Annotated in this window: 21 protein-coding genes; 12 read left to right on the top strand and 9 right to left on the bottom strand. The window is 62.9% G+C overall.

Annotation, left to right across the window (positions count from 1 at the left end; all coding sequences use genetic code 11):
- Positions 1-333: 333 nt before the first annotated feature.
- Entirely contained in the window at positions 334-1,038 is a 705-nt protein-coding gene (locus ACX80O_RS13860; protein WP_459333786.1) for an alpha/beta fold hydrolase, read from the top strand.
- A 19-nt stretch (positions 1,039-1,057) separates the two neighbouring features.
- On the opposite strand, the gene ACX80O_RS13865 is transcribed toward ACX80O_RS13860, so the two are convergent.
- Positions 1,058-1,468 (bottom strand): VOC family protein, encoded by a 411-nt coding sequence (locus tag ACX80O_RS13865; protein WP_459309030.1) that lies wholly within the window; start codon positions 1,466-1,468, stop codon positions 1,058-1,060.
- An 86-nt stretch (positions 1,469-1,554) separates the two neighbouring features.
- Positions 1,555-1,830, bottom strand: coding sequence for a DUF2277 domain-containing protein (locus tag ACX80O_RS13870; RefSeq protein ID WP_459333787.1), 276 nt, complete (start codon positions 1,828-1,830; stop codon positions 1,555-1,557).
- Positions 1,831-1,933: 103 nt separating this feature from the next.
- Between ACX80O_RS13870 and ACX80O_RS13875 the strand changes: the two genes are divergently transcribed.
- From ACX80O_RS13875 to ACX80O_RS13890, 4 genes are read left to right on the top strand one after another with little or no spacing between them, the layout of a single operon-like run.
- Positions 1,934-2,713 carry an alpha/beta fold hydrolase gene (locus ACX80O_RS13875; RefSeq protein ID WP_459333788.1) on the top strand — a complete coding sequence of 260 codons (780 nt, stop codon included), beginning with the start codon at positions 1,934-1,936 and terminating at the stop codon, positions 2,711-2,713.
- Positions 2,644-3,084: a DUF3054 domain-containing protein gene (locus ACX80O_RS13880; protein ID WP_459333789.1), complete on the top strand. Its 441-nt coding sequence runs from the start codon at positions 2,644-2,646 to the stop codon at positions 3,082-3,084. The genes ACX80O_RS13875 and ACX80O_RS13880 overlap by 70 nt, the downstream gene beginning before the upstream one ends.
- 58 nt (positions 3,085-3,142) lie before the next feature.
- Positions 3,143-3,424: an Lrp/AsnC family transcriptional regulator gene (locus tag ACX80O_RS13885; protein ID WP_459308962.1), complete on the top strand. Its 282-nt coding sequence runs from the start codon at positions 3,143-3,145 to the stop codon at positions 3,422-3,424.
- A 1-nt stretch (position 3,425) separates the two neighbouring features.
- On the top strand, positions 3,426-4,151 hold the full coding sequence (locus tag ACX80O_RS13890; RefSeq protein WP_459333790.1) for a copper homeostasis protein CutC: 726 nt from the start codon (positions 3,426-3,428) through the stop codon (positions 4,149-4,151).
- 7 nt (positions 4,152-4,158) lie between these two features.
- Here ACX80O_RS13890 and trpD read toward each other — a convergent pair whose 3' ends face one another.
- Complete coding sequence (gene trpD / locus ACX80O_RS13895; protein ID WP_459333791.1) at positions 4,159-5,223, bottom strand: anthranilate phosphoribosyltransferase; 1,065 nt, start codon at positions 5,221-5,223, stop codon at positions 4,159-4,161.
- A gap of 148 nt (positions 5,224-5,371) precedes the next feature.
- On the opposite strand from trpD, the gene ctaE reads away from it, so the two are divergent.
- From ctaE to qcrB, 4 genes are all read left to right on the top strand, one after another.
- On the top strand, positions 5,372-6,010 hold the full coding sequence (gene ctaE, locus ACX80O_RS13900; RefSeq protein ID WP_459308966.1) for an aa3-type cytochrome oxidase subunit III: 639 nt from the start codon (positions 5,372-5,374) through the stop codon (positions 6,008-6,010).
- A gap of 87 nt (positions 6,011-6,097) precedes the next feature.
- Entirely contained in the window at positions 6,098-6,883 is a 786-nt protein-coding gene (qcrC, locus tag ACX80O_RS13905; RefSeq protein ID WP_459308967.1) for a cytochrome bc1 complex diheme cytochrome c subunit, read from the top strand.
- A 94-nt stretch (positions 6,884-6,977) separates the two neighbouring features.
- Positions 6,978-8,003 (top strand): cytochrome bc1 complex Rieske iron-sulfur subunit, encoded by a 1,026-nt coding sequence (gene qcrA / locus ACX80O_RS13910; RefSeq protein ID WP_459308969.1) that lies wholly within the window; start codon positions 6,978-6,980, stop codon positions 8,001-8,003.
- Between the two features lies 1 nt (position 8,004).
- A complete protein-coding gene (gene qcrB / locus ACX80O_RS13915) occupies positions 8,005-9,687 on the top strand; it encodes a cytochrome bc1 complex cytochrome b subunit (protein WP_459308970.1) in 1,683 nt (560 codons plus the stop codon).
- Positions 9,688-9,777: 90 nt separating this feature from the next.
- On the opposite strand, the gene ACX80O_RS13920 is transcribed toward qcrB, so the two are convergent.
- Positions 9,778-10,572: a GntR family transcriptional regulator gene (locus ACX80O_RS13920; protein ID WP_459309032.1), complete on the bottom strand. Its 795-nt coding sequence runs from the start codon at positions 10,570-10,572 to the stop codon at positions 9,778-9,780.
- 251 nt (positions 10,573-10,823) lie between these two features.
- On the opposite strand from ACX80O_RS13920, the gene ACX80O_RS13925 reads away from it, so the two are divergent.
- Positions 10,824-11,366, top strand: a complete 543-nt coding sequence (locus tag ACX80O_RS13925) for a PadR family transcriptional regulator (protein ID WP_459308971.1) — start codon at positions 10,824-10,826, stop codon at positions 11,364-11,366.
- A gap of 8 nt (positions 11,367-11,374) precedes the next feature.
- On the top strand, positions 11,375-13,144 hold the full coding sequence (locus tag ACX80O_RS13930; RefSeq protein ID WP_459333812.1) for an ABC1 kinase family protein: 1,770 nt from the start codon (positions 11,375-11,377) through the stop codon (positions 13,142-13,144).
- 92 nt (positions 13,145-13,236) lie between these two features.
- Here ACX80O_RS13930 and ctaF read toward each other — a convergent pair whose 3' ends face one another.
- The 5 genes from ctaF to ACX80O_RS13955 all read right to left on the bottom strand — a co-directional run bounded on the left by ctaF (position 13,237) and on the right by ACX80O_RS13955 (position 18,344).
- Positions 13,237-13,638 (bottom strand): cytochrome c oxidase subunit 4, encoded by a 402-nt coding sequence (gene ctaF, locus ACX80O_RS13935; RefSeq protein ID WP_459308973.1) that lies wholly within the window; start codon positions 13,636-13,638, stop codon positions 13,237-13,239.
- A gap of 3 nt (positions 13,639-13,641) precedes the next feature.
- A complete protein-coding gene (gene ctaD / locus ACX80O_RS13940; protein WP_459308974.1) occupies positions 13,642-15,363 on the bottom strand; it encodes an aa3-type cytochrome oxidase subunit I in 1,722 nt (573 codons plus the stop codon).
- A complete protein-coding gene (ctaC, locus tag ACX80O_RS13945; RefSeq protein ID WP_459308975.1) occupies positions 15,363-16,229 on the bottom strand; it encodes an aa3-type cytochrome oxidase subunit II in 867 nt (288 codons plus the stop codon). The genes ctaD and ctaC overlap by 1 nt, the downstream gene beginning before the upstream one ends.
- A 193-nt stretch (positions 16,230-16,422) precedes the next feature.
- A complete protein-coding gene (locus tag ACX80O_RS13950) occupies positions 16,423-16,803 on the bottom strand; it encodes a HesB/IscA family protein (RefSeq protein ID WP_459308976.1) in 381 nt (126 codons plus the stop codon).
- 137 nt (positions 16,804-16,940) lie between these two features.
- A complete protein-coding gene (locus ACX80O_RS13955; protein WP_459333792.1) occupies positions 16,941-18,344 on the bottom strand; it encodes a dipeptidase in 1,404 nt (467 codons plus the stop codon).
- A 98-nt stretch (positions 18,345-18,442) separates the two neighbouring features.
- On the opposite strand from ACX80O_RS13955, the gene ACX80O_RS13960 reads away from it, so the two are divergent.
- Positions 18,443-19,015, top strand: coding sequence for a DUF3043 domain-containing protein (locus tag ACX80O_RS13960; RefSeq protein ID WP_459333793.1), 573 nt, complete (start codon positions 18,443-18,445; stop codon positions 19,013-19,015).
- Positions 19,016-19,025 lie beyond the last annotated feature (10 nt).

Consider the following 19,025-nt stretch of genomic DNA (forward strand, 5'->3'; position numbering starts at 1 on the left):
CACCAGAACGAATGGGCGATCGAGGTCAAAGACCGGGTCCCGTGGTTCATCCCACCCCCATACATCGACCCGGCCCGAAAACCCCGCCAAAACCACTACCACCGCGACCACCACCATTCCCAAGATCAAACCCCAATGCGCTGACGCCCGACATTTCTTGAGCTCACTTCGCCGGTGTCGAACTGGGTATCTGTTGATCGTTCGCCGTAATCCGGGTCGCCACCAGCCGTTTCAAAATCACCACAGGCGAATCATGACGGAACGACCGCTCAAAGGGGAATCTGCTGCCGCCAATGGCTGCCTCGAACTCCCACCGCGGCGTAGAATCCCGACATGGACATCATCTTGGTTCCCGGATTCTGGCTGGACGCGTCGTCATGGGATCAGGTGACTCCCCGACTCATCGCAGCTGGACACCACGTCCACCCGCTCACTCTCCCGGGTCTGGAGGCGAAGGATGCGCCACGATCCGGAATTGAGCTGCGGCAACACATTGACGCGGTGGTGACAGCAATCGACTCCGTCGGCGGACCGGTGATCCTGGTGGGACACTCAGCTGGCGGGGCGATCATTTACGGCGCTATCGACCAACGACCCGACGTCGTGCTCCGCGGTGTCTACGTGGACAGCGGCCCGCTCGGCGAGGGAGGCGTGATCAACGACCAGTTGCCCTCCGCCGGCGATGAGATACCGCTCCCCCACTGGGATCTCTTCGAGGACGAGGACCTCGTCGATCTCACCCCCAACTTGAAGGACGCATTTATCCGGCGTGCCATCCCGCAGCCCAAAGGGGTGGCGACCGACCAGCAACGGCTTCACGATGAACGCCGCTTCGAGGTGCCCACGACAGTGATCTGCTGCGAATTCAGCTCCAAGCAGCTCAAGCACTGGATCGCGACCGGGGACCCCAACGTCGCTGAACTCTCCCACATCACCGATGTCGAGTACGTCGATCTGCCCACGGGACATTGGCCACAGTTCACCCGTCCTGCCGATCTGGGCGCAGCGATCTTAGCGGCCGTCGCCCGCCAGCAGTAGCGGCGTCGACCGGGTCGGGTCAGGAGCCGCTGATATTGACCAGCCAGCCGACTCCATACTGGTCGGTGCACATGCCGAAGCTATCACCCCACGGCGCCCGCTCCATCGGAACCGTAACAGAGCCGCTACCCGAAAGTTTGTCCCAGTAACCGCGGAGCTCCTCCTCGTTTTCACCGCTCAACGACACCGAAAAGTTACTACCCTCCGTGTACGTCATGCCGCTTGGGACGTCGGCGCCCATCAGCACCAGACCGGCCCCAGTCTCGAGTTGCCCGTGCATAATCTTTTCCGCATCTGACGGGTCCTGGGCAGCCTGGTAGTCGTCGAAGGTACTCATGGTCAGTTCACCGGCGAAGACCGACTGATAGAAAGTCATTGCCTCCCGTGCATTGCCTTTGAAATTCAGGTAGGGGTTCAGTCGGGTGGTCATCATAATCTCCTTCGGTCCTGACGGACACTATTGCTGACAGACCCCGAGGGAGCCTGCCAGGCCGGCGAGTCTGACCCGATCCCGGGTCAACCGGTCGTGGCGAACCGCTTGGCTGAGCGTGCCTTGAGTTTCTCGGCTTCAACCTCGCGATCCTTCGGGGGCGCCGCGGTGACCAGGTCCTCAAGGAGGTGCGCTGTCACGTGGGCGATGCGTTCAACAGCCGCGTCGAACACCTCCTGGTTCACCTTCGACGGACGAGTCGAGCCGCTGACCTTGCGCACAAACTGCAGGGCCGCTGCGTGGATTTCGTCGTCCGATGCGGACGGTTCAAAATTGGACAGAGTACGGATGTTTCTGCACATGTTCCATAGCGTAGGCCTAGTTCATCGTCGGGGGAATAGCCACCTTGGTTCAGCTCTACGGTCATTCCATGTTTAGAGTTGAAGCATTCCCGAGCAAAGGATCATGATGCATTTCGAACGACACGGCAGCGGCAAACCCCTCCTCCTGGTGCACGGCCTCGGATCGAGCCTTCGCACCTGGGACCCGATCATGCCGTCGCTGACCGCCGAGCGTGACGTGATCGCCGTCGACCTCCCCGGTTTCGGTAAGACCCGTCCCCTGATCGGGACGGTGACGGTGGGAACCCTGACCGACGCCGTCGAGCGCTTCATCCTCACCGAGGGGCTAAACGGGATAGATCTAGTGGGGAGTTCGATGGGCGCGCGAATAGTCCTCGAACTGGCGCGGCGCGGTCACACCGGCGCCACTGTCGCACTGGATCCGGGCGGGTTCTGGAACGGCGGCCAGCGACGGGTCTTCGGCGCCAGCATCACCGCTTCCATCGCTCTGGTTCGTGCGATCCGCCCGGCGCTCCCCCTCCTGACCCGCTCAGCCGCTGGCCGCACCGCACTGCTCGCCCAGTTCTCCGCGAAACCCTGGCAGCTAGATCCGAGCCTGGTCCTGACCGAACTGGAGGGTTTCTCGAACTCCCCCAGCCTTGACGAGGCCCGCCGCGCGTTGATCGAGGGTCCGGTCCAGCAGGGTGTACCGGCGGGGGGCCTCGCTGGCACCGTGGTGATCGGATGGGGTCGACAGGACCGGGTCACCCTCCCCAGCCAGGCGGCCACCGCACAGAAGCGTTTCCCGGACGCGAAACTACACTGGTTCGACGAGTGCGGCCACTTCCCGCACTGGGACCAGCCCGGGCAGACCGCACGCCTGATCGTGGAGAGCACGTCCTGAACCGCCAACCGGTTGCCGCCTGGCTGGCGATCGATCTGGCGCTGATCATCGTTTTTGCTGCGACCGGACGGTCCACCCACGAGTCAGGTCTGGCAATCTTCGGCATCCTCAGCACCGCCGGCCCGTTCCTTGCTGCCTGTTTGCTCACGTGGGGCATGACCAGGGCGTGGCGGTCGCCCGCTGCACTGTGGCCCACCGGCGTGCTGATCTGGCTCGGCACTGCCCTCGGCGGTCTTGGCCTGCGCGCTCTCCTCGGTGGAGGAATGGCGATCAGCTTCCAGCTCGTCGCAGTCGTTGTGCTGGGTGTCCTGCTGCTCCTACCCCGTGCCGTCACGGCGCTGATCATGCGACGCCGCACCACTTCGGGATAGGTTGGCAGGTGAGCATACCGACCAGCCAGTACCGCCACCGTTACCAGGGAGATACGCCATGATTACCGCCTTTGTTCTGATCCAGACCGATGCCTCACGGATTCCGGAGTGCGCCCAGGAGATTTCTGACATTGAGGGCATCAGCGAGGTGTACTCGGTGACCGGGGAATGGGACCTTATCGCCATTGCCAGGGTCGGCCGCCATGAGGATCTCGCCGACGTGATTGCCGATCGGCTCTCCAAGATCGATGGTGTGGAGTCCACCACCACCCAGATCGCGTTCCGCTCGTATTCAAAACATGATCTGGATACCGCCTTCTCGCTGGGCTTCGAAGGCTAGGATGCGGGTCGAAGTTGCCGTTCAGGACGCCGTCGGTGCCGCGATCGCCCACGACGCCGGTGCGGTGCGCGTTGAGCTGTGCGTTGGTCTTCCGCTGGGCGGGCTGACTCCCTCGATCGGTCTGATCCGACAGGTCCGGTCAACGGTTCCGGCACTGCCCCTCCAAGTGCTGATCCGTCCCCGGCCCGGCGGATTCAGGTATTCCCCCTGGGAGCTTGACCTGATGGCCGAAGACATATCGGCTGCCGCTGCTGAAGGCGCGACGGGCGTCGTTGTCGGGGTTCTGACCGGGGCTAGCGGGGTCGACACCAGTGCCCTTCGCGCCCTACGCCAGGTGGCGCCGGAGCTTGATTACACTTTTCACCGGGCAATCGACCACAGTCACTCTGCCCTCGACGCGCTGGATTCCATCGCAGCCGCCGGGTTTACCAGGGTTCTGACCTCGGGTGGCGCGCCCACCGCGGGGCAGGGCATCGCAACACTGCGAGCTATGGCGGCGGCGGGCAGCGGTCTGACCATTCTTGCCGGTGGCGGTGTGATTCCCGACGATCTGCCGCAGCTCGCGGCCGCTGGCATCACCGAGGTCCACCTCTCGGCGAAGGCGACCCACCACCCGCCCGACGCGGGGGTGCCCCTCGGCGCCGCCGATACCGAAGGCACCAGCTACCAGGTGACCGACCCCCTGCTGGTCACGGCAGTGATTCAGCAGGCGAACCAGCTGGGCTAGACCTGGGCTAGACCGGACCGCCAGTCACCTGCACCCACTTCTCCAGCGTCGCCTGGGCTGCTCCGGAGTCAATCGAGTGCTCGGCGCGCAGCATGCCCGCCCGGATCCTGTCGACCAATGGAGCCTCGTGATCGGCGTTGTAGGCCACCAGCCCGGCCGCAGCATTGAGCACGACGGCGTCCCGTACCGCCCCCCTCTTCCCCGCTAACAGAGCGCGCACCACCCGGGCATTGCCTGCTCCGTCAGCCCCGCGCAGTGCGTCGACCGGAGCCACCGGCAAGCCGAAGTCGTCCGGGTGGACTGTCTGCTCGGTGACAGCTCCATCGCGGACCTCCCAGATGGTCGACGAACCGCTGGTGGTGAGCTTGTCGCGCCCGTCGCTGCCACGGAATACCAGCGCGCGGATGCCCCGCGCCGCCAACACTCCTGCCATCAGTGGCGCCATCCGCTTGCTCGCGCACCCCATCGCCTGCGCATCGACCCCCGCCGGGTTGCTCAGTGGTCCCAGGAAGTTGAAGGTAGTGGGAACCCCGAGCTCACGCCGCGGGACCGCCACATGGCGCATGGAGGGGTGAAAGACCTGAGCGAAACAGAACGTGATTCCCGCCTCCTCGGCGGAGCGGGCGACGTCGTCAATCGACAGGTCGAGCCGGACCCCCAGTGCCTCGATCACATCGGCGGCCCCGGCGGAGGATGACGCGCTGCGGTTGCCGTGCTTGACCACCTTCGCCCCGGCGCCCACCGCCACGAGCGACGACATGGTGGATATGTTCAGCGTATTCAGCCCGTCCCCGCCCGTGCCCACGATGTCCAGGGTGGGCCCGGTGACCGTGATGCGGTGCGCCCGGGCCAGCATCGCGTCGACCAGGCCGACCAGTTCACCGACCGTCTCCCCCTTGCTCCGCAAGCCGATCAGAAACCCGGCAATCTGGGCGTGGGAGGCTTCGCCCTCCATGATCTGGTCCATCGCCCAATGGGTCTGACCGGAGGACAGATCGTCCCCCTGGATCAGGGCGGAAATCAGTGCGGGCCAGGTCGGTGATCCGCTGGCGGGGCTGGAAATCGTCGTCACACCTCAAGGTTATCTACGAATTGTAGAAAGTCATCTGTTGGCATCTTCCGCGCCGTTACTGGGCTGGTGCGCCCCACACGCCGACGAGGACGCGCCGGAGCATCCTCAGCATTGGTGAACTGGTCCTTTTTAGAGACATAATGGCTCTGTGACATCTGCGACCCAAGCCCCCAGTACCACGGCGCATCCCACGCTGAACCGCCCCAACATGGTCTCCGTAGGAACCGTTGTCTGGCTTTCCAGTGAACTGATGTTTTTCGCCGGACTATTCGCCATGTACTTCACCCTGCGCTCCACCTCGAGTGAGATGTGGGCCCTGGAGACGGAAAAGCTGAACGTGCCGTTCGCCCTGATCAACACGATCATCCTCGTGTTGAGCTCGGTGACGTGCCAATTCGGTGTCTTCGCCGCCGAGCGGTTACAGCCACGTCGTAACGGCAGCGTCTTCTCCCCCCTTAAGTGGGGCATGATCGAGTGGTTCCTGCTGACCTTCCTGATGGGCTCCATCTTCGTGGCGGTGCAGGGCTACGAGTACGCGGTGCTGGTCTCCGAGGGCGTGTCGCTTTCCTCCAACGCCTATGGATCCTCGTTCTACATCACGACTGGCTTCCACGGGCTCCACGTACTCGGCGGGCTCATCGCCTTCCTGTTCATCATCGGACGCGGTTTCGCAGCCAAACGATTCGGCCACTTCGAGGCAACTTCGGCGATCGTCGTGTCGTACTACTGGCACTTCGTTGACGTCGTCTGGATCGCCTTGTTCATCATCATCTACTTCCTGAAGTAACCCTTAGTTGAAGCTTCTTCTACTAGGTGTAGAATTCCATCAAGTGGTACTGGCAGTGATTGCACGACAGAAGGCAGGAACCAGCAAGTGAAGGCACTTTCGCAAAGGCGACGTCATCCTCTGGCAGCACTAGCATTGCTGCTCATCGGATTACTCTTCACGGGCGGCGTCTATGCCCTGGCGAGCAGCACCAACGAAGCCAAGGCTCAGAACTTCTCCGCCGACGAGGTGGCCGAGGGCGAGAAGTTATTCGTCGCCAACTGCGCCACCTGTCACGGAGTGGGCGCCGTAGGCTCCGACAATGGCCCGTCGCTGGTTGGGGTGGGCGCGGCGTCCGTCGACTTCCAGGTCGGCACCGGCCGCATGCCAATGCAGATGCAGGGTCCGCAGGCTCAGGTGAAGCCGCCTCAGTTCAACGACGAGCAAACCATGCAGATGGCCGCCTACGTAGCGTCGCTTGGCGCGGGTCCTGCGATTCCCGGCGAAGAAGCCCTGGATACGAGCGAAGCGGATCCCGCCAACGGTGGCGTGGTCTTCCGAGTGAACTGCGCCATGTGCCACAACGCTGCCGCCGCTGGCGGTGCCCTCACCCGCGGCAAGTTCGCCCCAGCCCTTTCAGGCTCGACGGCGAAGCACACCTACGAGGCGATGGTCACCGGTCCGCAAAACATGCCGGTCTTCAACGATGCGAACATCACCCCTGAGGACAAACGTGACGTTATCGCGTTCCTTGAGACCATCGACGAGCAGGGTTCGCCAGGCGGTGCCGACCTGGGTGCACTTGGCCCGGTCTCCGAAGGCCTCTTCATCTGGGTAGCCGGTCTTGGCGTTATCATCGCCTTCACTGTCTGGCTCACGGCCCGATCGTCCTAGCACACCATGACGCGCCGCACGCTGCCGCACGGTAGCGACACCACACCGATCAACAGACCACAAGTAGATTGTCATCAGAAGGATGCGAGGGATCATGGCCGATCATAGTCACGGCAGTCCAGCGAGTACTGGCGTCGTAGCTAGGCCCGGTCAGGGCGATGTGCAGAAATTCCAGAACCCTGGGCTGCCGCCGCACCGTCCCCGCCTCGCTGACAGGGATCCGCGCGCCGAGAAGCGCGCCGAACGGCAGGTTGCAATTCTCTTCCTGGTGTCGATCATCGGCACCGTGCTGTTCTTCGTCGGCTACTTCTTCATCCCTCTCGACGAAACGATTGCGACGCTTCGCCTGCAGAACCTCACTCTTGGTCTTGGTACGGCGTTTGCCATGCTGGGAATCGGCGTGGGCATTGTGCACTGGGCGAAGACCTTGATGCCCGATCACGAAGTGTCGGAGGATCGCCATGAGATCCGCACCGAAGCGGACAGGGCCGACGCCGAGAAGATCATCAACGACATCGTTGAGGAAACCGGCATCAAGCGCCGTCCCCTGATTCGCAACACCCTGCTGGGAGCGATGATTCTGGCGCCTCTCCCGGCAGTCTTTATCTTCCGCGACCTCGGTCCACTGCCCGGAGATTCGTTGCGCCACACGTTCTGGGAATCGGGGATGCGGCTTGCACGGGACCCAAGCGGTACCCCGATTAAGGCTTCGGACGTGACCGTCGGGTCCGCGTTCCATGTCATCCCCGAGGGACTCTCGGACTCCGAGCACTACCTGGAGGAGAAGGCCAAGGCAGTTGTTCTGCTGATGCGCCTGAACCCTGAGTCCCTTAATCCTTCCCCGGAACGCGAAGATTGGGGTTATGAGGGTATCGTTGCCTACTCCAAAATTTGCACGCATGTGGGTTGCCCTGTTGCTCTTTACGAACAGCAGACCCACCACCTGCTGTGCCCGTGCCACCAGTCGACGTTCGACCTGACGCAGGAATGCAAGGTCATCTTCGGTCCTGCCGCACGACCGCTACCGCAGTTGCCCATCGCCGTTGATGACGAGGGCTACCTCATCGCTACCAGCGATTTTCAAGAGCCTGTAGGACCGAGTTTCTGGGAGCGTGGCTGACATGAGCAGCACGACAACGCAAAGCACCTATCAACCGAAAACCAGCGTCGGGAAAATTACCGACTACGTCGACTCCAGGGTCGGCGGCTCGGGTATCGTCAAGGAATTTGGCCGGAAGATCTTCCCGGATCACTGGACCTTCATGTTCGGGGAGGTGGCGCTCTACTCATTCGTCATCCTGCTCCTTTCCGGGACCTTCCTGACCTTTTTCTTCGATCCATCGATGGCGGAGACCCACTACGAGGGCAGCTACATCCCGCTGCGCGGAGTGGAAATGTCCGAAGCATATGCCACCTCGCTGAATATCTCGTTCGATATCCGTGGCGGGCTTTTCATGCGCCAGGTCCACCACTGGTCGGCATTGCTCTTCGTAGCAGCCGTCTCAGTCCACATGCTCCGCGTCTTCTTCACCGGCGCGTTCCGCCGACCACGTGAGCTCAACTGGGTGGTGGGTTGCGTCCTGCTGATTCTGGCGATGGCCGCTGGCTTCACCGGATACTCCCTCCCCGATGATCTGCTCTCCGGTAACGGTCTGCGCATCATTGATGGCGTGATCAAGTCCGTCCCAGTAGTCGGCACCTACATCAGCTTCTTCCTGTTCGGCGGCGAGTTCCCGGGGACGGTGATCATCCCGAGGCTGTATGTGCTGCACATCCTCCTGATCCCCGCCATTATCCTGTTGCTGATTGCCATCCACCTCTTCATGGTGGTGACCCACAAGCACACCCAGTTCCCCGGCCCAGGCCGCACCAACGATAATGTGGTCGGTTTCCCTGTCGGACCGGTCTACGCTGCGAAGGCCGGCGGGTTCTTCTTCATCGTGTTCGGCATCGTGGCCGCGATCGCTGCCGCCTTCACGATCAACCCGATCTGGAACTACGGACCGTACGATCCTTCCCCCGTGTCGGCCGGTACCCAACCCGACTGGTACATCGGTTGGGTCGATGGCGCGCTGCGCCTGATGCCAGGCGTCGTTGGCGGCTTCCCGCTCGAATGGGAACTCGCAATGCCTTGGGGCGTGAACACGCTCTCACTGAACGTGCTCATTCCAGCTCTGGTTCCCGCCGGGATCGTCTTCACCCTGATGTTCGCGTGGCCGTGGATAGAATCCTGGCTGACGAAGGACAAGCGCGAACACCACTTGCTTGATCGTCCACGCAACGCACCGTTCCGCACCGCAGTCGGTGTCGCCGGTGTTGCGTTCTACTGCATCATGTGGGCAGCAGCCAGCTCGGACCTCATTGCCACCCACTTCTTCGTCTCGCTGAACGACGTAACCTACTGGTTGCGGGTGTTGTTCTTCGTAGGACCTGTGATCGGTTTCATGGTGGCGCAGCGCATCGCTCTGGCGCTGCAGCGCAAGGACCGGGAAATCGCCTTGCACGGTCGCGAGACCGGCCGGATTGTGCGCCTCCCCCACGGGGAGTTCATCGAGGTGCACGAACCACTCGATGAGTACAAGCGCTACAACCTGGTCAACTTCGAGTCCCATGGAGTCCTGCCCGCCGAGGCCGACGTCAACGGACACGTCACCAGGACGGAGAAGGCGCGTGGCCGGTTGTCACGCTTCTTCTTCGAGGACAGGGTCGCTCCGGTGACCCCAGCCGAGTTGGAAGCAGCTCACTCGCATGGACACCACGAAGCGATCGCCGAACAGCATGACCAGGCGGCGGTTTCGCGGTAAGTCTTCGATGGAAAGGACCCGGCCCAGCTGAGAGCTCGGCCGGGTCCTTTCGTTTAGACGAAGCTTCCGCTGGGCGTGTCCCAGGGCTGCTCAACCCGGTAAACGGCTGTTGAGCCGCTTGGCGGAGTAGGCCCGCGGAGAGCGCACCCCTGGACGCTGGAGCGGGACCCAGAGCTTGTACCGGTCCGCCCGGTAATAGGACACCGAATAGTCAACCATCGACCGAGCCACGTAGGCGTGCCGCTGGATCTTCAGCAGCGGCGCACCCAGGTCAACGTTGAGGAGACGTGCAATCGACGCGGATGCCGCTGTCGCCTCAATCGTGTCCTCGCCCCACTCCATCAGCAGCCCAAAACGTTCGCTCAGGACGTTGTATAGCGACGTCGGTGCGGGTTCGTCGAGGATCCCCGGCACGCGGTGGGCCGGGATGAAGTTTTCGTCGACGCTCATGGGTTCGCCGTCGGCCAGCAGCTGTCGCCTGAACCGCACCACCGGCTGACCCTGCTCGAGCTGCAGCTCCCTCGCAATCAGCGGCGTGGCCCCGATCTGCTCGAAACTGAGCACACGAGCGTCGGGAACCATACCCCGGCGATGCATTTCCTCGCTGTAGGAGGTGAGCTTCATCTGCAGGTCGAGTTTGGTGTGTGCTACGAAGGTGCCCAGCCCCACGATCCGTTCAAGAATCTCCTCAGCGACCAGGGCGTCAATTGCGTGCCGCACGGTCATCCTGGCAACCCCGAAGTGTCGCGTGAGTTCCCGCTCGGACGGGATGGCAGTGCCTGGCTCCGCGTGCTCGGCGATCAGGTCGCGAAGGATCTCCCGTAGCTGCACATGCTTCGGCGTTGACGATTCGGGGGTCAGCTGGCGTTCCAACGAGCGCAACAAGGTACTTGACACCGGCAGGTCCCTCCTCGGACTCCAGACAACATGGGGTGACCCCATTCTAGGGTGCCCTGATTCAAGGGTCCTGATCAGAGGGCACCGATTTTGGGGCACCGACTCGAGCCTCTGATTCAAGGGCTCAGGTTCGGGGTTTGGCTCGAACTCGGGGGTATGTAAAAGGTGGATTTGTCCGGGCAGCGGGAGGTATCGTTGACTATCGTTATATATCGTTGAAAATGACTGAGGAGAGCACCATGCGTACTTCATACCCGGCCGGCGGCTTCGGCGGCAACAACATTGATGGCATGTGGCAGGCAGTCGAGGAGCTGCGGTCACGGTTCGAAAAGCGGGCAGGCACCCGGGCAGGCCGGGGCGAGGTGCGGTCGGCTGTCCTCGCTCTCCTCGCCGAGCGACCGATGCATGGCTACCAGATCATCCACGAAATCGAGGAACGCACCGGTGGCGGCTGGAAGCCAAGCGCCGGTTCCGTCTACCCCACCCTGCAGCTCCTGGCCGACGAGGGATTCATCAGCGCCGAGGAGTCTAACGGACGAAAGATCTATTCGCTCACCGAGGCAGGCCATGAGGAAGTAGCGGGCGTGGGCGCAGCGACACCGTGGGCAGCACCCGGCCAGGAGACCCCTACCGGTTTCGCAGCATTACCCAAGGCGGGCGTCGAGCTGGCACAGGCCGCCACCCAGGTCGGCCGCACCGGCTCCCCGGAACAGGTTCGGGAGGCTGTCAAGGTCCTCAATGATGCCCGTCGTCGGCTGTACTCAATCCTCGCCCAGGACTGACGCGCGTGATGTGGGGTCGCCGGGACCGGTCTGCCCCGGTGCCTGGCATCGGGAACCCCCGGGCCCGTTACCGCCGAATCCTCCGCTTTGCCGCGTGGCATCTTGCGGTGACCTGGTGGTTTGAGCTGTTCCTCCCCCGCATCGGGCTGGGCAGAATAGCCGAACGCACCAGGACGCGGCGGATGTTGCGCTTCGCTCAGCGCTTCCGCGTCCTGGCGGTGGACCTCGGCGGCCTGATGATCAAGGTAGGACAGTTCCTTTCATCGCGGCTGGATGTGCTGCCGCCGGAAATCACTGCCGAGCTGGAGGGGCTCCAGGACGAGGTTCCCCCGGTCCCGTTTCCTTTCATCCGCACCCTTGCCGAGGCCGAACTGGGCGCGCCGCTCGACCAGGTGTTCGCCTCGGTCGACGAGGTACCCATTGCAGCTGCATCCTTCGGTCAGGCGCACCGGGCACGGCTTCGACACGGCGATTCCGCCGAGACCGGGCTCGACAGCGTGGTGCTCAAGGTCCAACGCCCTGGTATCGATACCATCGTTGACGTCGACCTGGCAGCACTACGCAAAGTGGGAGGTTGGCTCAGCCACGTCCGGCTGGTGTCCTCCCGCGCTGACATGCCGGCGCTGGTCGAGGAATTCGCGCACATCAGCCGGGAAGAGATCGACTACCTGCATGAGGCAGCGAATCTTGAGCGGTTCGCCGCTGATTTTGCCGACGACGATCGGGTCGCGGTCCCCGAGGTCGTTTGGGAACGAACGACCCGCCGTGTCCTCACCCTCCAGGACGTCACGGCGATCAAGATCACCGACACGACGGCGTTGCTGGATGCCGGAATCGATCCGGCGCAGGTTGCGCCGGTGTTCGCCTCGGTCATGTTCGATCAGCTGTTCACCAAAGGCTTCTTCCATGCTGATCCGCACCCCGGCAATATCTTCGTCACTCCGGCTCTCCATTCGGGGCTCGGTTCGGGGCTCGGTCCAAGACAGGGTTCGGCTCTCCATCCTGGGCACGGTCCGGCGACAGCCCTCCCGTGGAAGCTGACCTTCATCGACTTCGGCATGATGGGCGAGGTTCCGCCGAGCACCCGCAACGGCCTGCGGAAACTACTCATCGCTGCCGCGTCGCGTGACGGTAAGGGATTGGTGGCGGCGATCAGTGAGGTGGGTGTTCTGGTCCCCTCAGCCGATACCACCGAGCTTGAGCGGGCGATGACTCAACTCTTCGCACGCTTCGGTGGGATGGGCTTCGCCGAACTCCGCGAGGTCGATCCCCGGGAGTTCATCGATTTTGCCGTCGAGTTCGGGGACCTGGTTCGCTCATTGCCGTTCCAGTTGCCGGAAAACTTTCTTCTCATCATCCGAGCGATGTCCCTGACCTCGGGGGTGGCCAGCTCGTTGGACGCCCAATTCAACCTATGGGACTCAGTCGAACCCTATGCCGCCCAACTCATCCGGGACGAACGCGGCAACATTGTGCAGGATGTTGCTGCGCAGGCGCTTGAGGCCGCCGGAGTGGCGCTGCGCCTGCCGCAACGTCTCGATGGCCTGGTCACCCGGATCGAGGACGGTTCGGTGTCGGTGGCCACTCCGCGCCTTGAACAACGGCTGGCCCGGCTCGATCGCACAACGCAACGGGCGTCGTCGGCGCTGATCTTTGGCGCGCTGCTGATTGCCGGAGCCCTCCTCCGCGCCGACGATACGGTGCTGGGGAACGTGCTGATGATCGTTTCGGTGGTCCCCCTGCTGCAGGGACTCTGGGCGGGTCGACGCGGGCTCTGACCGGGAACGCGGGAACACGCTACCAAAGGAGAAGGGGCCCCCACCACATGGTGGGGGCCCCTCGCCGTCAAAGCCCGATCCAGTCGGACCGATTAGTGGGCGTGGTCTCCGCGACTGTACTCGAAGACCCAGCCAATCAGGGCGATGACGACCATGCCAAGGCTGATGTAAAGGATCCAGAAGCCTGCCGCCAGACCAAGGAAGCCGGTGGCGGCCGACATCCCGAGGGCCAGTGGCCACCAGCTCCAGGGGCTGAAGTGGCCTTGCTCGCCTGACCCTTCGTGGATTTCTGCGTCGAGCCGATCTTCAGGGCGCATTCCAACTCTGCGACCGGTGAATCCCAGGTAGAACGCGATCATCGCTGCCAGACCACCGACGAGGAGTATGCCCAGGAAGCCGACATATTCGGTCCACCCGGTCAGATAGCCATAGACCACACCCACGAGGATGAAGAAGGGTACTCCCCACATGAAAAGTCCGGTTTCTACCTTCACGTCTTAGGCGTCCTTCCGGTCGGCCGCACCGAGGGCCTGGCCGATGGCCGAGCTCGGTGTGTGCTGCTGTTGCAGTTCGGGGTGGTGGAGATCCAGGGCGGGACGCTCTGAACGGATCCTGGGCAGTGAGGTGAAGTTGTGGCGCGGTGGTGGGCACGACGTCGCCCACTCAAGTGACGCCCCGAAGCCCCATGGATCGTCGACCTCGACCTTCTTGCCGCTGCGCCAGGTGATGTACACGTTCCAGAAGAACGGGATCAGCGATGCGCCGAGGATGAAGGATGCGATTGTTGAGAACTGGTTCATCGCCGTAAACCCGTCCTCGGGCAGGTAGTCGGCGTAGCGGCGGGGCATGCCGATGACGCCGAGCCAGTGTTGGATCAGGAACGTTCCGTGGAAGCCGACAAAGAGCATCCAGAAGTGGATCTTCCCCAACCGTTCGTTGAGCATCTTGCCCGTGAACTTCGGCCACCAGAAGTAGAACCCGGCGAACATCGCGAAGACAACGGTGCCGAAGACGACGTAGTGGAAGTGCGCGACCACGAAGTAGGTGTCGGACACCTGGAAGTCGAGGGGTGGCGACGCGAGGATGATGCCGGTGAGTCCGCCGAAGAGGAAGGTGACGAGGAAGCCGAGGCTCCACAGCATGGGTGTCTCAAAGGTGATCGAGCCCCGCCACATGGTGCCTATCCAGTTGAAGAACTTGACGCCCGTCGGCACCGCAATCAGCATCGTCATGAACGCGAAGAACGGCAGCAGAACCGCACCAGTAACGTACATGTGGTGCGCCCAGACTGTCACGGACAGTGCGGCAATGGCGATGGTCGCGTAGACCAGACCTTTGTAGCCGAAGATGGGTTTGCGGCTGAAGACCGGGAAAATCTCGGAGACAATGCCGAAGAAGGGCAACGCGATGATGTAGACCTCCGGGTGACCGAAGAACCAGAACAGGTGCTGCCAGAGGATCGCTCCCCCGTTCTCCGGGTCGAAGATATGGGCCCCAAACCGTCTGTCCGCGCCTAGAGCGAAGAGCGCTGCGGCCAGCGGCGGAAAGGCCATCAGGACGAGGATCGCCGTCACCAGGGTGTTCCAGGTGAAGATCGGCATCCGCCACATCGTCATGCCCGGGGCGCGCATGCAGATGATCGTGGTGATGAAGTTGACTGCACCCAGAATCGTTCCGAAACCGGACAGCGCCAGCCCAAACACCCACAGGTCGCCACCGAGCCCCGGAGAGAAGGTGGTGTTGGATAGCGGGGCGTAGGCGAACCAGCCGAAGGACGCCGCACCCTGGGGCGTGATGAACCCTGACACAGCGATGGTGCTGCCGAAGAGGAAGAACCAGAAGGCCAGGGCGTTAAGCCGAGGGAAGGCGACGTCGGGTGCGCCGATCTGGAGGGGCATAATGACGTTGGCGAAACCTGCGAAGAGCGGCGTCGCGAACATCAGCAGCATCACCGTACCGTGCATGGTGAAGAGCTGGTTGTACTGTTCCTTGGTCTGCAGGATCTGCATGCCGGGTTCGAACAGTTCCGCACGAATCACCAAGGCCATGACGCCTGCGAAGCAGAAGAAGACGAAAGAGGCAATCAGGTACATGTACCCGATGGTCTTGTGGTCGGTGGAGGTGATCCAGCTGACCACCACACGGCCCTTCGACCGGGGTACTACCCGAGGGGCGACAATGGTGCCGGAATCCTCGGCCGTATATTCGTAAGTGGACATCAGCCGTTACTCCCCGCTGGTTCTAGTTCGTCGTCCGGGGCCGGATTGCGATCGTATTCTTCCCCGAGCTGGCCGTCTTCAAGGGTGGCCATGTGAGCATCAAACTCCTCCTGCGAAACGACAGCAACGTTGAACAGCATCTCCGAGTGAAACTCGCCGCACAGTTCAGCACATTTACCGTCGAAGGTGCCTTCACGTGTGGGAGTGAGCGTGATGAAGTTGGTGCGGCCGGGAATCATGTCCCGTTTCTGCAAGAACGCCGGCACCCAGAAGGAGTGGATGACGTCGCGGGCGTTGAGCTGGAGTTCGACCGTCTGGTTGACCGGCAGGTAGAGCGTCGGAAGCGTCTCTGGAACGCCTTCCTCGCCGGTGAGATTGGCCTGGACGCCGCTAAAGTATTTGTCTTCGTTCACATAGTTGAAGTCCCACGACCACTGCTTTCCTCGAACGTCGACCACGACGTCCGGGTCGTCGACGCGGGCGTCAATGGCCTGCTGGTCCCGGTCGGTGAAGTAGAAGAACACCAGCACCATGAACAGTGGGATGGTCAGATAGAACACCTCCAGTGGAAGGTTGTAGCTGACCTGTCGGGGAAATCCTGTCTCATTCCGGCGACGGCGATAGGCAACGATGCACCAGATGATGAGACCCCAGGTAATGACGCCCACGATCAGCGCGGCGATCCAGGAATTCACCCACAGATCGATGATCCGGCCAGTGTTGCTGGTGTTGTCCCGCTCAGCGGGCAACCAACCCTTTTGGACTTCAGATGAACAGCCCGACAAAAACAGCGCGCCTACCAGCGTGAGGCTGGAGATCTTGGCGATCCGTACGCGCCCGGTGCCGGTTCGGTCCTGCGAACTCACAGACGGCCCTTCCTATTCTTACGTGTCTGCCACCGCTGGCGGCATTACCCCGTGTGCGCAGAAAGCACACATTTAGTTTTACTACTTACTGTAGAGCTTACCTGTAAGAGCCGCCATTGGATGACGCGGCGGCAGCCCGCCGCCGAACTTTTCGCGGGTCGTTTCCGGTGGTTGGTTGGGCAGAACACCCCTGTTAGTGGAACGAGTCGCCACACGCGCAGGAGCCGCCAGCATTGGGGTTGTCGATGGTGAACCCTTGCTTCGAAATGGTGTCTTCGAAGTCGATGGAGGCACCCGCAAGGTACGGGACGCTCATGCGGTCCACGATGACCTCGACGCCGTCGAAGTTCCGGACGGCATCGCCGTCGAGAGTCCGCTCATCGAAATACAGTTGGTAGATCAGACCGGAACAGCCGCCGGGCTGCACGGCGACGCGGAGCCGCAGGTCGGTTCGGCCTTCCTGTTCCAGGAGGCTACGCACCTTGTCGGCTGCAACGTCGGAGAGCTGCACCTCGTGCGCGGCCAATACGGCCGCAGTGGTTTCGTTGGTGGTTTCGCTGGTGGAAGTACTCATGATTGGTTTCTCCTCGCTGTGGACACGTGTCGCGGATTTGCGTCCTGCTCAATGGTACGTCGGTAGTCCCGGTCGGAACCAACCCGGCGGATTCTGCCCGTCCTGGGCCCCAGGTTCCGCCATTCGGTGGTGGGACGTCAGAGGCCCTCGGCGTTGATCCGGGAGAGGATCAAGGCCTCGGCGAGGACAGCCTTCTGGAATTCGGCGAGGTGCAGCGATTCGTTGGCGCTGTGCGCGCGGGAATCCGGGTCCTCAACACCGGTAATCAGGATCTGCGCAGCCGGATACACCTCGGTGAGGTCCGCGATGAACGGGATTGAACCGCCCATGCCTGCTTCCACCGCCGGGACGCCCCAGGCTTCCTCGAGTGCCCACAGCGCTGTCTTCGCTGCTGGCGCCGCGGTGTCGGCAGCGAAGGCGTTGCCAGTCTCACCGGCGGTGAACGTCACCGTGGCACCGAAGGGTGCGTTCAGTTGGACGTGGTCTCTTACCGCAGCCATGGCCGACGCCGGATCCTGGCCCGGCGCAAGGCGCAGGCTGAACTTGGCGCGCGCCCGCGGCAGCAGGGTGTTTGATGCCAGCGCGACGGTCGGCGCGTCCAGTCCGATGATGGACAAGGCCGGTTTGGTCCAGAGCCGTGACGCGATGGACCCGGTGCCCGCGAGCCGCACGCCGCCGAGCACTGAGGCGTCGGCACGGTAGTCGGCTTCCGGATAGTCGACTGTTGCGTCGTCGCCGCCGGCCAGTCCGGCAATGGCGACGTCGCCGGCGTCGTCATGGAAGGTGGCGATCAGCCGGGACAGCAGGGTTGGCGCGTCGAGAACCGGCCCCCCGAACATCCCCGAGTGCACCGCGTGCTCAAGGACCTGTACTTCTACGGTTCCATCGACCAGCCCGCGGAGACTGGTGGTAAGGGCCGGAACGCCGACCTTCCAGTTGCTGGAATCGGCCACCACAATGACGTCCGCCTGCAGCAACTCCCGGTGGGTGTCGAGGAAGGTCCTGAACGTTGGTGAGCCTGCCTCTTCCTCCCCCTCAATGAACAGGGTGACGCCGACGCCGAAGTCCTCCCCCAACACCTGGTCCAACGCCCGGAGCGCACCGAGGTGCGCCATGATCCCGGCCTTATCATCGGCCGCTCCCCTGCCATACAACCGGCCATCGCGTTCGACGGCGGTGAACGGCTCGCTTTCCCACAGGGCAGGGTCCCCCGGCGGCTGGACGTCGTGGTGGGCATAGAGCAGGACTGTCGGCTTGCCGGGCGCGGCGGGACGGCGCGCAACGACGGCGGGACCACCCGGTACACCGTCCGTGCTGACCCGCAGCACCTGGACGTCGTTGATGCCCGCGGCCCGGATCAGCTCCGCGACAGCGGCGGCGCTGCGATCCAGCTCGGCCGGGTCGAAGGCCGCCCAGGCGATCCCGGGAATGGCCACCAGGTCGACAAGCTGACTGACTGTCCCATCGAAGCCCGCCGCGACAGCGGCGCGGAGATCCTGGGTTGAGAAGTCTGTGCTGGACGGAAGTCGTTGCTGAGTCATGAAGACGACCTTACACAGTAGCGCTGGACAGGGACGCTACACATCCCACTGACGCAAGTCCGGGCGAACGGGCCCGACGCGGCGGGTATCCTTGAAGGGTGTTTGGACGTAGAAAAGAGGGCCCTGAGGCCCCGGTAGACCAGTTACCCGTAGAGCGCTCAGTTGGTAAGGGGGTGCCGACGCCGCGCCGTAGCTCGCAGGTGGCTGCCAGGAAGCGCCCGCTGGTCCCCGATGACCGGAAGGCAGCCAAGGCGGCAGGCCGCGACGCGCAGCGGGCAGAGCGGCTCAAGACACGGCAGGCCCTCGACACCGGTGACGAACGGTACCTACCGCTGCGCGACAAGGGCCCGAACCGTCGCTACGTCAGGGACTTTGTTGACGCCCGCTGGAACCTCGGCGAGTTCCTGATGGTCGCGGCGTTGGTTTTTGTGTTGCTCAGCTTCGTGCCCAGCATGCAGGTGCAGGCCATCGCGTTGAACGCTTTTTGGATCGGCATCATCGCCGTCGTCGTCGACTGCTTCCTGCTCCGAAGAAGCCTGAAGAAGCGGTTGACCGCCAAGTTCGGCGAACCAGGCCGCGGCGATCTTTGGTACGGAGTCACCCGTGCATTGCAGCTTCGCCGGTTGCGGCTACCCAAGGCACTTGTGAAGCGCGGCCAATACCCCGCCTAGAAATACTTCG

The sequence above is a fragment of the Arthrobacter glycogeni genome (assembly GCF_054511155.1).